The 13,175-nt window shown below is 59.4% G+C and carries 9 protein-coding genes; 2 read left to right on the forward strand and 7 right to left on the reverse strand.

The features are described from left to right. Positions 1-505: 505 nt before the first annotated feature. A complete protein-coding gene (locus JOD50_RS09420; RefSeq protein WP_204881332.1) occupies positions 506-1,165 on the forward strand; it encodes a vitamin K epoxide reductase family protein in 660 nt (219 codons plus the stop codon). 187 nt (positions 1,166-1,352) lie between these two features. Here the strand turns inward: JOD50_RS09420 and ndk are convergent, their stop codons facing one another. From ndk to JOD50_RS09445, 5 genes are all read right to left on the reverse strand, one after another. Next, entirely contained in the window at positions 1,353-1,763 is a 411-nt protein-coding gene (gene ndk, locus JOD50_RS09425) for a nucleoside-diphosphate kinase (RefSeq protein ID WP_239541572.1), read from the reverse strand. A gap of 140 nt (positions 1,764-1,903) precedes the next feature. Further along, the gene (locus tag JOD50_RS09430; protein ID WP_338052094.1) at positions 1,904-2,341 is read right to left on the reverse strand and encodes a DUF4233 domain-containing protein; all 438 of its coding nucleotides are present in this window, start codon (positions 2,339-2,341) and stop codon (positions 1,904-1,906) included. Then, positions 2,342-3,706 (reverse strand): bifunctional folylpolyglutamate synthase/dihydrofolate synthase, encoded by a 1,365-nt coding sequence (locus JOD50_RS09435; protein ID WP_239541865.1) that lies wholly within the window; start codon positions 3,704-3,706, stop codon positions 2,342-2,344. Between the two features lie 31 nt (positions 3,707-3,737). After that, complete coding sequence (gene ileS, locus JOD50_RS09440) at positions 3,738-7,046, reverse strand: isoleucine--tRNA ligase (protein WP_204881333.1); 3,309 nt, start codon at positions 7,044-7,046, stop codon at positions 3,738-3,740. A gap of 293 nt (positions 7,047-7,339) precedes the next feature. Next, on the reverse strand, positions 7,340-8,146 hold the full coding sequence (locus JOD50_RS09445; RefSeq protein WP_204881334.1) for an SDR family oxidoreductase: 807 nt from the start codon (positions 8,144-8,146) through the stop codon (positions 7,340-7,342). Between the two features lie 77 nt (positions 8,147-8,223). On the opposite strand from JOD50_RS09445, the gene valS reads away from it, so the two are divergent. Then, positions 8,224-10,842: a valine--tRNA ligase gene (valS, locus tag JOD50_RS09450; protein WP_204881335.1), complete on the forward strand. Its 2,619-nt coding sequence runs from the start codon at positions 8,224-8,226 to the stop codon at positions 10,840-10,842. Between the two features lie 180 nt (positions 10,843-11,022). Here the strand turns inward: valS and JOD50_RS09455 are convergent, their stop codons facing one another. After that, positions 11,023-11,646, reverse strand: a complete 624-nt coding sequence (locus JOD50_RS09455; RefSeq protein ID WP_204881336.1) for a mycothiol-dependent nitroreductase Rv2466c family protein — start codon at positions 11,644-11,646, stop codon at positions 11,023-11,025. Between the two features lie 106 nt (positions 11,647-11,752). Further along, positions 11,753-13,018, reverse strand: coding sequence for an ATP-dependent Clp protease ATP-binding subunit ClpX (clpX, locus tag JOD50_RS09460; RefSeq protein WP_204881337.1), 1,266 nt, complete (start codon positions 13,016-13,018; stop codon positions 11,753-11,755). Positions 13,019-13,175 lie beyond the last annotated feature (157 nt).

The following is a 13,175-nucleotide window of genomic DNA, read 5'->3' on the forward strand; positions in this document are numbered from 1 at the left end:
GTACTCGTCATCAGATCTCAGCCTGCACTGTGTGCGTCACGGCTTGATCCGGAAGTCGTTAACCGGTTCGGCCTCTCACACCGAAGCACTCACCGTTGAGCCGCCTTCCACGTCCGCTGGACGTCAACAACGCATGTTCTCGTCCTCTTCAACCATCATTCGTGATGGCGCCAGCCGCGCAATCCTACGGCCGTTCGAGTGTCCTAGCACCCCGTTTACACATGAGATGCTCATGCGATATTCATGCGGATTTCCTGGCGGCGGGTCTATGGCGCGCGTGCAGCAGCAAGCACATAGTCGCGTGCGAAACATCCGTTGACGACCTGTGGTCGTTGCACGGTGTCTCCACCTTGGAAACCCACCAAAACACGTATTATCGGAAGGAAACACACTGTCGGTGAGTAGAGCGCCCCGGTCTGTGGTGTCCGGAGACTCTCTGCACTGATTGTCTCACATCACGGTAGATTGTTCTCTCTACTACTACTGCGTATAAGGATTACCCTCCATGAACTCGCTAGCTACAACAGGTCAACAAGGATCAGATGAGGCTTTCACTGAAGATGTTCCCGGGCGTGTCCAGGACCTTCCGTGGTGGGCTCGCACGCGCGGATTCGGGTGGGTTCTTCTTGTTTGCGGCGTGGGATCCTTCTACGGTGCCGTTGAGCTAACGCTTGAACGGATCCAGCTCTACATCAACCCTGATCACATCGCTGCGTGCGATGTCGGTGGCGCGTTCTCGTGTAGCACTGTCATGAAGTCGGCGCAGGCTTCTGTGTTCGGGCCTCCGAACCCTTTCATTGGCTTGGTTGGTTTCACTATTTTGATTGTTGTCGGTGTCGTGTTGACCACCGAAACACGGCTTCCGCGCTGGTTCATGAACATGAACTTGCTCGGCACTGCCGCCGCGACCGGTTTTCTCGTGTGGCTCTACACGCAGGCCGTCTACGAGATCGGTTCGCTGTGCCTTTACTGCATGGTGTGCTGGTTCTTCATGGGGTTGCTGTTACCAGTTCACCTGGCCCGGAACATCCTCACGAACGATCTGCCGGCTCCGCGATGGCTTCGCGGATGGGCCCAGCACGGTGCGTGGCTGACGTCTTTCATCCTTCTGGTTGCGTGTGCTGCTTCGATCCTGGTGGTTTTCTCGAATCAGTTCTTCGGCTAGTTCACGCGCAGGCCTCAACACCTCAAGGCCTCAACACATGACGATGGCGTGGTCACCTTGGTAGGTGACCACGCCATCGCTGTGTATTACGGCCGTCGTGTTGCGGTGCTTCCAGCAGCGCCGGTCGGTTCTACTCGCTCTCTAGCGCTTAAGCCGAACTCTGCTCCTTTAGCTGAACTCTGTTGCTTTAGTCGAACCACAGGCCGAGCTCACGCTCAGCGGAAAGAGTCGAGTCGGAACCGTGCACGAGGTTCTTCTGAACATTCGCACCCCAGTCTCGGCCAAGATCGCCTCGGATCGTGCCAGGGGCGGCGACCGTTGGGTCGGTTGCTCCGGCCAGCGAACGGAAACCTTCGATGACACGGTTGCCTTCAACCTTCAACGCAAGCACCGGCCCCGAAGACATGAACTCGAGCAGAGGCTCATAGAACGGTTTACCCTCGTGCTCCTCGTAATGGTTTTCGAGCAGTTCACGGGACGGGGTTTCAAGCTTGACCTTAGTGATGACGTAGCCCTTGGCTTCGATGCGGGCCATTATCTGGCCCATCAAACCGCGTTCAACACCATCTGGCTTCACCAATACAAGAGTGGATTCCATAAAAATGAGTCCTTAGAACGTTGAGAAACTTCTGATATTCAGCGTATACGAGGCGAGGGTGAGCACCTAAGCGAACGTGTTGCGGCGCCCGGTATCTGATCCGGCGCAGTGAATGTGCTCCGGCTCAGCGTCACCCGGTGTCAGCCGTTCTCGGCTTCCCATTCAGCTTGTTCCTGGGCGCGGAGGACGTTCTCACGGTCCATCTGCTTGCCCTTGATGATTCCGTAAGCCCAGATGCACGCGAAAATCGCGCCGACCACGTACATCATCGGCTCGAGGATCCCCAGCGCAATCATGACAACCTGGAGACCCCACCCCAAAGCGACGCCCCATGGCTGCCGCAAGAAGGCACAGGTCAAAACCATCACAACGCCGATGACGACGCACGTCAGCAAGTACGGCAGGCCGCCGCCTTCGAGCAGCCCATGCTTACCGAACAACGCGAGGCCTGCGAAAATAACGACGAGCGCTTCAAGTGTGAGCGTCGAGGAACCAAACATCACGGCGATCGAACGCTGTTGTTTCTTCTGACCTGGTCGCCAGGCCAGCTGCTTTTTCGTATAGCGTTTCTGCGCCACTCAGACCTCCTTCTTCGGGTTCAACAAGGCGCGCGCCTGGCCAATCAGGGTGATCGATCCTGTGACCAAAACACCGCCGCCCATGTCCTCGGCCTCATCGGTCTTCGCGGCAGCCCAATCCAAGGCGTCCGGAACCGACTCGGTGATGAAGAGATCTTCTTCATCGAACCCGGCATCCACGGCCATAGCAGCCAGGTCTCCGGCAGGGATGGAACGCGGCGAATCAGACTGAGTGATAGCTACGTCGTGGACCAAGTCCCCGAGTTCTTCACGCCACCGAATCAGCATGCCGAGTGCGTCCTTCTCCTGAAGGACACCGAGGACCAACACGAGGCGAGAGAAACCGAAAGCTTCCTTGAGCGCTTTAGCCGTGACACTCACGCCCGCAGGGTTGTGAGCGGCATCCAGAATGAACGTCGGCGATGTGCGTACAGTCTCAAGACGGCCGGGGCTTTCGGCAGCTTCGAAGCCAGCGCGCACAACATCGATGTTGAGCGGCTTATCTCCCCCGCCCAGGAACGCTTCGACCGCGGCCAAAGCCACGGAAGCGTTCTGCGCCTGGTGTTCGCCGTGCAGTGGAACAGCAACGTCAGGATACCGGTCGGCCAGACCCTGAATCGTGAGCATCTGACCGCCGACAGCAAGCTGACGCTCGGTCGTACCGAACTCAACGCCCTCAAAACGCCACTGGGCGCCCGCCTCCTTTGCCGCATCGAGCAGAACCTGAGCAGCTTCCGGTTGCTGGACCGAAGACACCACGATCGCGTCCTGCTTGATGATCCCCGCCTTCTCCGAGGCGATGTCCTCGAGGGTATCGCCGAGAAGATCTGTGTGATCCAGATCGATCGGAGTGATGACAGCAACCTGTCCGTCAGCGACGTTCGTCGCATCCCAGGCTCCGCCCAGTCCGACTTCAAGAACCACGACCTCAACCGGTTCATCAGCGAAGACAGCGAACGCGAGGATCGTGACGGCCTCGAAAAACGTGATCGGGTTCTCGCCCTGCTCACGCAACTCGGCGTCCACGATCTCAAGGTACGGCTGGATTTCATCCCAGATCCGCACCAGCGTCGTGTCCGCAACAGGCTTGCCGTCGATCACGATCCGCTCCGTGACGCTCACCAAGTGGGGGCTCGTGAAGCGGCCCGTACGGATGTCGTGAGCCAACAGAAGCGACTCGATCATGCGAGCAGTCGAGGTTTTACCGTTGGTTCCGGTGATGTGGATGACTGGCGCCGCTTTCTGCGGATCACCCAGAACATCCATGGCCCGTTGCATCGCGTTCATGCGCGGCTCAACCTTGTTCTCAGGCGCACGCGCAAGCAATTGCGCATACACCCGAGCCACTCCCTCCGGATCTTTCAGAGGTGGTGCGTTGTTCTTAGACACTGAACGATCAGCCTTCCTGCCCGGCAGCATCAGCCGCTTCAACCGTGGCGCTCGGCGCGTCAGCATCCGCGGCCGCCTCAGTCACGAGCTCAACCGCGAGGGTCTCCCCCGCAACAAGCTCACGGTGAGCCTCAACCGCATCGACGACCGACTGCTCAGCTCGGACCACAACCTTGGCACGTTGGCCCACGCTCAGGCCAGAATCACGACGGGCGGCCTGGATCACGCGGATCACGTCACGGGCAACGCCCTCGGCTTCAAGCTCAGGGGTCACCTCAGTATCCAAGACCACGAAGCCACCCGACGGCAGAACCGCTGCCGCGCGAGCGCCGGCCGAACACTCATCGACAACCGTCGAGAGCGTGTACTCGCCCTCTTCCAGCGCAAGACCGCCAACGGTCACGGTGCCGTCCTCGGCAACAGACCAGTCACCGGTCTTCGACGCCTTGATCGCCTGCTGGACCTGCTTACCCAAACGCGGGCCAGCAGCGCGAGCATTCACTACCAGCGTGCGCATGATTCCGTACGATGCATCATCGACCTCGGCAGCATCAGCCAAGCGAACCTCCTTGAGGTTCAGCTCATCCGCGATGATGTCGGCAAACGTGCCCTTCAACGCATCGGCGCCATCGACCACAACATCCATCGCAGCCAGAGGCAAACGAACACGCAACTGATGCGCCTTACGCAAGCTCGAGCCCTGGGACGTGATCGAACGGGTCAAGTTCATCAGCTCAACCAGCTGAGGATCCTGCGGGAACTTATCCGCATCCGGGTAATCCGTAAGGTGCACGGAGCGGCCACCCGTCAGGCCACGCCACATCTCCTCCGTCGCCAACGGCAACAGCGGAGCGGCAACACGGCACACCGTCTCCAAAACCGTGTACAGAACGTCCATCGCCTCAGTGTCTTCATCGAAGAAACGATGACGCGAACGACGTACGTACCAATTGGTCAGCAAGTCAGTGAAGCGACGCAACGCCTCGGTTGCCCCAGCGACCTCGTAATTGTCCATCGACTCACGAACATCGCGGACCAAGTCGCCCGTAGCGGCAAGCAAGAAACGATCCAACGGATCCTTCGCATCGTAGCGTTCCTGAGCGTCATAGCCCTTGCCGCCAAACGAAGAGTTTGCATACAGAGTGAAGAAGTACCACGTGCTCCACAGGGGCAACAGAACCTGGCGGACACCCTCGCGGATACCCTCCTCCGTGACGATCAAGTTACCGCCACGCAGAATCGGCGAGGACATCAGGAACCAACGCATCGCGTCGGAACCGTCGCGGTCCAGGACTTCGTTGACGTCCGGATAGTTCCGTAGCGACTTCGACATCTTCTGGCCATCCGAGCCCAGCACGATGCCGTGCGAGATCACGTTTGTGAACGCAGGGCGGCCAAAGAGCGCGGTCGCGAGGATGTGCATTGTGTAGAACCAGCCGCGGGTCTGGCCGATGTATTCGACAATGAAGTCAGCCGGGTTGTGCGTATCGAACCACTCTTCGTTGCTGAACGGGTAGTGCACCTGTGCATACGGCATCGAGCCGGAATCGAACCACACATCCAGAACGTCCTCGACGTGGCGCATCACGCCGTTGCAACCGTCGCCGCAGCATTCGGCTCCGCACTCGACCGTGAGCTCGTCGATGAACGGACGGTGCAGATCGACCTCGCCCTCGTGGTTGCGAGGCAAACGACCAAACCGTTCCTCGATCTCAGCGAGGGAACCGAAAACCTCGATGTGGTCGCACTCGCCACAGTCGCACTTCCACACCGGGATCGGCGAACCCCAGAAACGGTTACGGGAGATTGACCAGTCACGCGCGTTCTCAAGCCACTTACCGAACTGGCCGTCCTTAACGTTGGACGGGATCCAGTTGATCTGCTGGTTGAGGTCCAGCATGTCCTGCTTGAAATCAGTGACCTTGACGTACCACGACGTGATAGCTCGGTAGATCAACGGGGTGCGGCAACGCCAGCAGTGAGGATAAGAGTGGTTGTAGGTCGCCTGACGCATCAGCCGGCCACGCGACTTGAGGTTCGCGATGATCGCCGGGTTCGCATCGAAAACCTGAACGCCAGCGATCTCATCCAGATCGGTGCCCTTGAAGAACGGCAAGAAGCGGCCGCCCTCATCCACCGACAAGATCACGGGGATCCCGTTGGCTTCACACACACGCTGGTCATCCTCACCATAGGCAGGAGCCTGGTGAACAACACCGGTACCGTCCGTGGTCGTGACATAGTCATCGACCAAGATGCGGTACGCATTCGCGGTATCGAACTTCTCGTTGTCCGCCAGAACCGACCACAACGGTTCATAGTGCAAGCCAGCCAACTGCTCGCCCGCGTAGGTGGCGACCACCGCATCGTGCGCCGCATCCGCATCCGCATAGCCGAGGTCCTTCGCGTGAGCCGCGATCAGATCCTTTGCCAGCAGGTAACGAGCGCCTGCCTCGACCGTGTTGGTCTTTGGTTGCTCAGGGCCGGCAGGGAGCACCGCGTACTCGATCTCCGGGCCCACGACGAGCGAAAGGTTCGTTGGCAGAGTCCACGGGGTCGTCGTCCACGCGAGCACAGCGACGCCCGTGAGCTCATCCGCGAGCGGGTTATCGCCGGCAGCGGTGATCGGGAACGTGACCGTGACCGTTGGGTCCTGGCGGTCCTTGTAAACGTCCTCATCCATGCGTAGCTCATGGTTGGACAGCGGCGTCTCATCACGCCAGCAGTACGGGAGAACTCGGAAGCCCTCGTATGTGAGGCCCTTATCGTGCAGCGTCTTGAACGCCCACAAAACCGACTCCATGAAGGACGGGTTCAGGGTCTTGTAGTCGTTCTCGAAGTCGACCCATCGCGCCTGACGCGTCACATACGTCTGCCACTCTTTGGTGTACTTGAGCACCGACTCACGGCAGGCCGCGTTGAATTTGTCGATCCCCATCTCGAGGATCTCGTTCTTGTCCGTCATACCGAGCTGCTTCATCGCCTCAAGCTCAGCCGGCAGGCCGTGCGTATCCCAGCCGAAGCGGCGCTCGACGCGGCGGCCACGCTGCGTCTGATAGCGGGCCACGAGGTCCTTGACGTAGCCGGTCAGAAGGTGGCCGTAGTGTGGCAGGCCGTTAGCGAACGGAGGGCCATCGTAGAAAACAAACTCGTTGTCGCCGCCGGCGCGCTGATCAATCGACGCTTGGAACGTGCCGTCCTTTTCCCAGAACTCGAGGATCCGTTCCTCGATCGAAGGGAAATGCGGGGACGACGGGGTCTCACCCGACGGATCAGTAGTTACGCGAGGATAGTGGGTTTCACCGGGATTGCTCATTGGCGCCCTTCCAGTTCTTAGACCCGGGTTGCCCGGATCATGATCGTAGGAAAGGGGACGAACCCGCCGATGCGACGCATCAGTGGCCCGCGGTACCACCCCGATTGCTGGCGTCAAGAAACGCCAGCCACTCGTGTTCAGCTGTAACGGGCTGTCCCGTCCGGTTCTACTCCCCCGCCGATGCTACGGCTGGTTTTCTTCCGGAAGGCTCGCCGGTGATTGCCGGGTCAATGCCTCAGTTGTCTGTCAACGATTTTAGCTGAAACAGCCGCGAAAGCCATCACAGCCGGGACCTACTTCTGGCCGAGTGTGCCGCGAATCACTTTATGCTGCGCAGCCTGCGCAACAGGCCGGATGACGACCTCATCGATGTTCACGTGGTGAGGGGCGTTAACCGCAAAAGCGACAACTGAGGCGACGTCCTCAGCAGTCAACGGCTTCTCGACGCCCTCATACACCGCATCGGCCCGTTCCTGGTCCCCGCCGAAGCGGCGAAGCGAGAACTCCTCAGTGGCCACCATGCCCGGCAAGACCTCGATCACGCGCACATTGTTCTCTGCCTCTTCAAGACGCAAAACCTGTGTCAAGGCACGCTCAGCGGACTTCGCCGCGTTGTAGCCAGCCCCGCCTTCATACGAGACGATGCCCGCGGTCGAGGTGAGGTTCAGAACCGTACCGCCACCATCCACAGCGCGCAGATGCGGAAGCAGCGCCTTCGTGACCTTGAGGGTACCGATCACGTTGTTGTTGTACATCCACTGCCAGTTCTCAAGATCAGCATCAGCCACCGATTCCTGGCCCCGAGCACCACCGGCAATGTTGATCAGGGTCTCCGCGCCCGCATCGACCGCCGCGGCCACGATCCGCTCAACATCCGCATCCACCGTGATGTCGCCTGCGACCACTGAGCAACCGGTCTCAGTAGCCAGCGCATCCAGCTTCTCGGCACGACGCGCAACACCCACAACATTCCAGCCGGCTTCGCGCAACGCAACCACCGTCGCACGACCAATACCAGCCGAAGCACCAGTCACAACTGCACAACGAGCGGACGCCGCGGTAGATGCAGGAGTGTTAGAAGCAGAAATCGCAGAAGCCATAGCCCCAACTTTACGTCGTGACGTAAACCCCAGCCCACCTCACGCCGTAACAACGCAATACATGGGACAATGGCGGCATGTCTGAGAATCGTCAGGGCACAGACACGCCCACCGAAATTAATGTTCCCGACCGCCCCGGCCTCGAAGGCCTCGAAGAGAAACTCAATCAACGCTGGGCCGAAGAAGGCACCTACCGCTACAACGAAGACACGACCCGCGCCGACGTCTACTCGATCGACACGCCGCCTCCAACCGCGTCTGGTTCGCTCCACGTAGGCCACGTTTTCTCCTACACACAGACCGACGTGCTGGCCCGCTACCAGCGCATGAACGGCAAGAACGTCTTCTACCCGATGGGTTGGGACGACAACGGACTGCCAACCGAACGCCGCGTACAGAACTACTACGGCGTCCGCTGCGATCCCGCAGTACCCTACGATCCTGACTACCAACCGCCAGCCCAGCCGGCTAAGAACCAGCGCGACTGGGATGCGATCTCCCGCCACAACTTCATCGACCTGTGCCTCAAGCTTTCCGAGGAAGACGAGAAAGTCTTTGAAGCACTCTTCACCCGCCTGGGCCTGTCGGTTGACTGGAACATCACCTACCGCACGATCGACGACCACTCCCGCGCGACCAGCCAGCGTGCGTTCCTGCGCGATCTTGCCGCCGGTAACGCATACATGGCCGAAGCCCCAACGATGTGGGACGTCACATTCCGCACTGCTGTAGCCCAGGCCGAGCTTGAAGACCGTGAGGTCGATGGCGCACAGCACCGCTTCAACTTCACAGCAGCGGATGGCCGCGGCATCGAAATCATGACGACGCGCCCCGAGCTTTTGCCGGCGTGTGTCGCTTTGGTCGCGCATCCGGACGACGAGCGTTACCAGGACCTGTTCGGGACCACCGTGACCTCGCCGCTGTTCGGCGTTGAGGTTGAGGTGCACCCTCATCCCCTGGCTAAGCCGGACAAGGGTACGGGCATCGCGATGATCTGTACGTTCGGTGACGCAACCGACGTGACTTGGTGGCGCGAGCTCAACCTCCCGACCCGCTCGATTGTGGGCCGCGACGGCCGTCTGATGCGCGAAACCCCGGAGTGGATCACGTCCGAGGCTGGCCGCGCCGCATACGAGCAGATGGCCGGTAAGACCATCTTCTCGGCTAAAGAATCCGTGGTGAACCAGTTGCGCGAAGCCGAGCTGTTGCTCGCGGAGCCAACTAAGATCAAGCACGCCGTCAACTTCTTCGAGAAGGGCGAACGCCCGCTCGAAATTGTGACCTCCCGCCAGTGGTACATCCGCAACGGTGGCCGTGACGCCGAACGTCGCGACGAGCTCATCGAGCGTGGCCGCGAACTCGAATGGCACCCGGGCCACATGCGTTCCCGCTACGAGAACTGGGTTGAGGGCCTCAACGGCGACTGGCTCGTTTCCCGTCAGCGTTTCTTCGGCGTTCCGTTCCCTGTCTGGTACCCGATCACTCAGGACGGCGAACCGGACTACGACAACCCGATCATCCCTGACGAGGCGCAGCTTCCAGTTGATCCGCTCGAGGATGTCCCTGCAGGCTACAGTGCGGATCAGCGCGATCAGCCGGGCGGCTTCATGGGTGACCCTGACGTGCTCGACACGTGGGCGACGTCCTCGCTGACCCCGCAGATCGTTGGCAACTGGGGCGTTGACGAAAAGCGTTTCCGCAACGTCTTCCCGTTCGATCTGCGTCCGCAGGGCCACGACATCATCCGTACCTGGCTGTTCTCCACCGTGGTGCGTGCGAACGCTCTTGAGGGCGTTGCACCGTGGAAGAACGCCGCGCTGTCAGGTTGGATCCTGGACCCTGACCGTAAGAAGATGTCCAAGTCCAAGGGCAACGTGGTCGTTCCAACCGAGATTCTGGACCAGTTCGGTTCCGATGCGGTGCGTTACTGGGCGGCATCTGCTCGCCTCGGCGCGGACACCGCATATGAGGTCGGCCAGATGAAGATCGGCCGTCGCCTTGCTATCAAGCTGCTGAACGCATCGAAGTTCGCTTTGAACCTTGGCGCTGATGAGTCGCAGGTCCTGCGCGGCTCTGCTGAGGTTGTCACGAACCCGTTGGACCGTTCCCTGTTGGCCCGCCTCGCGGATGTGATCGAGAAGGCGACCGCCGCGTTCGAGTCCTACGAGTATGCTCGTGCGCTCGACCTCACCGAGTCGTTCTTCTGGGACTTCACCGACGACTATGTTGAGCTCATCAAGGACCGTGCATACGGCGGCCGTTCGGAAGTCGAAACCGCTTCCGTCCGCGCTACGTTGGCCACGACCCTCGACGCTCTGCTTCGTTTGCTCGCGCCATTCCAGCCGTTCGCTACCGAAGAGGTGTGGTCGTGGTGGCGTGCTGGTTCTGTTCACCGTGCGGCATGGCCGAAGGCTGAGGACATCCGCGCAGGTCTTGCGGATGCTGATGTTGACATCCTGCCGGCTGTCGGTGAGGCGCTCATTGGCTTGCGTAAGGCGAAGTCCGATGCGAAGGTCAAGCAACGCACGCGTGTCCTCTCCGGTACGATCACGGCTCCGGAAGTCACTATCGAGCGCGTCCGTGCGGCTCTTGAGGATTTGTCCGCCGCAACTGCTGCAGATTCGCTTGAGCTTGTCGTTGACGGAACCGAGCTGGTTGTCTCTGGTGTCGAACTCGAGCAGGCTGAGGAAGCGTGATCTAGCGGTCAGCTACACCTGAGTGGCCCCGCCACACTCAAGATTGAACTAGCCCCCGAAAGTTGGACTGAGAAATTCAGTTACCGACTAGCGGGGAGCAGCTCAGATGTGTGGCGGGGCCCCTCAGTTTATGAGAGTTTCTTTATTTGAACGGGCTCTCGTTATTCGGGAGTGCTTGCGTTACTCTGCAGTGCTAGGCGATTCGGTGCGGCTGCGCTTGAGCTCGAAGAAGTGCGGGTAGTTGCCCAAAGTAACTGCCGCGTCGAAGATCTTCCCGGCCTCTTCACCCTTCGGAACCCGTGTGATGACAGGGCCGAAGAAGCCAACGCCGTTGAGGGCCACGATCGGGGTGCCTACGTCGTCGCCTACGAGGTCCTGAGCTTCCTTCGTGGATTCACGGAGGCGAGCGTCGAAAGCCTCGTCGTCCCATGCGTCCATGAGATCAGCGTCAAGGCCGAGTTCTTCGATAGCTTCCTTGACCGCTTCATGACGGTTCTCGAGCGTGTCTACGCGGCCTTGGTCGTGGTAGCGTTCACCGATTTCGGTGTACAAGTCATCGAGGACTTCCGCACCTGCACGCTGTTCGGCCGCTGCCATGACGCGCATGGCGCCCCACGACATGTCGATGATCTTGCGGTAATCCGTAGGCAGGTCGCGTCCTTCGTTCACAACACCGAGGCTGATGAACTTCCAGCGGACGTCGATGTCGCGAACCTGGGCTACTTCCTTGATCCAGCGGGACGTGACCCATGCGAACGGGCATGACGGGTCGAGATAGAAATCAACTGTCGTTTTCTCAGCCATAGCGGGTTTCCTCCTGCGGGCTCAGTTAGCTGAAAGCTCTGTTAGTCGAACGCTCAGTTAGTCACAAGATTTATTCAGTGAGAAGAACCAGTCTTTATGTGAAGTCTTAAGCGGACTTACGTTCTTCGATGCCTTCGCGCAGAATCAGCTGAGGTTCTTTACCGTCCGTGATGACGTCCTCGGTCACGATGACCTCTTCGACGTCGTGGCGGCCAGGCACGTCGAACATGATCGAACCGAGCGACTCTTCGAGAATCGAACGCAAGCCGCGCGCACCCGTACCGCGTTCGAGGGCTAGGTCAGCGATCGCGCCAAGGGCGCCTTCCTCGAAGGTGAGATGCACGCCGTCGAACATGAACATCTTCTGATACTGCTTGATCAGGGCGTTCTTCGGTTCGGTCAGAATAGAAATCAGCGCATCGCGGTCTAGATTCTCAACCGCGGTGATAACCGGCAAGCGACCAATGAACTCCGGAATCAGACCAAACTTCAGCAGATCCTCTGGCTGAACGTCGGCATACGACACCTCGTCAGTCTTGAGGGTCGTCAGTGGAGCACCGAAACCGATCCCCTTGCGGCCCGCACGCGACGCGATAATGTCTTCAAGGCCTGCGAACGCACCAGCGACGATGAAAAGAACGTTCGTGGTGTCGATCTGCAGGAAGTCCTGATGCGGATGCTTACGGCCACCCTGAGGCGGAACAGAGGCGACAGTGCCTTCCAGGATTTTCAGCAACGCTTGCTGAACGCCTTCACCCGAGACGTCACGGGTAATCGACGGGTTCTCGGATTTCCGGGAGATCTTATCGATCTCGTCAATGTAGATGATGCCGTGCTGGGCGCGTTCAACATCGAAGTCCGCAGCCTGCAAAAGCTTCAGCAGAATGTTCTCGACGTCTTCGCCAACGTAGCCAGCTTCGGTCAGGCTCGTCGCGTCAGCAACCGCGAAGGGAACGTTTAACCGACGCGCGAGTGTTTGCGCCAAATAGGTTTTACCAGAGCCGGTCGGCCCGACCAGCATGATGTTGGACTTTGCTACCTCAACCTCGTCAAAGTCCTTGAGGGATTCGTGGGTAGCTGAACCGGTTCCGTTGATGCGCTTGTAGTGGTTGTAGACCGCGACGGACAGTGCACGCTTGGCTGCTTCTTGCCCCACAACGAACTTCTCGAGGTGCTCATAGATCTCCTGCGGGCGAGGCAACTCCATTTCCTGGGTTTCCTCAACCTCTACGCTTTCCTCTTCAATGATCTCGTTGCATACCTCGATGCAGTCATTGCAGATGTAAACACCAGGTCCCGCGATGAGACGGCGAACCTGCTTCTGGCTCTTCCCACAGAAAGAGCATTTCAACAGATCCGTAGCTTCGCTCACGAGAACTCCTTAGAACATTCCTATGCTGGCTTCCAGCGCGCGGATTAACTACAACCCACTCTAGGCCAGGGGTCTGACACTTATGAGCGCATAAAGCGCGTGTCCACCCTCGGATCCCCAATTCTATGGGGTACCTGGGCGAACACGCGCCTTATGC

Source organism: Pseudoglutamicibacter cumminsii (assembly GCF_016907775.1).
GTDB classification, from domain to species: Bacteria; Actinomycetota; Actinomycetes; order Actinomycetales; family Micrococcaceae; genus Pseudoglutamicibacter; species Pseudoglutamicibacter cumminsii.

What these genes read in the sequence shown, in the direction of transcription:
- JOD50_RS09420 (WP_204881332.1), top strand. Translation starts at nt 506, where the DNA reads ATGAACTCGCTAGCTACAACAGGTCAACAAGGATCAGATGAGGCTTTC.
- ndk (WP_239541572.1), bottom strand. Translation starts at nt 1,763, where the DNA reads ATGGAATCCACTCTTGTATTGGTGAAGCCAGATGGTGTTGAACGCGGT.
- ileS (WP_204881333.1), bottom strand. Translation starts at nt 7,046, where the DNA reads ATGAGCAATCCCGGTGAAACCCACTATCCTCGCGTAACTACTGATCCG.
- JOD50_RS09445 (WP_204881334.1), bottom strand. Translation starts at nt 8,146, where the DNA reads ATGGCTTCTGCGATTTCTGCTTCTAACACTCCTGCATCTACCGCGGCG.
- valS (WP_204881335.1), top strand. Translation starts at nt 8,224, where the DNA reads ATGTCTGAGAATCGTCAGGGCACAGACACGCCCACCGAAATTAATGTT.
- JOD50_RS09455 (WP_204881336.1), bottom strand. Translation starts at nt 11,646, where the DNA reads ATGGCTGAGAAAACGACAGTTGATTTCTATCTCGACCCGTCATGCCCG.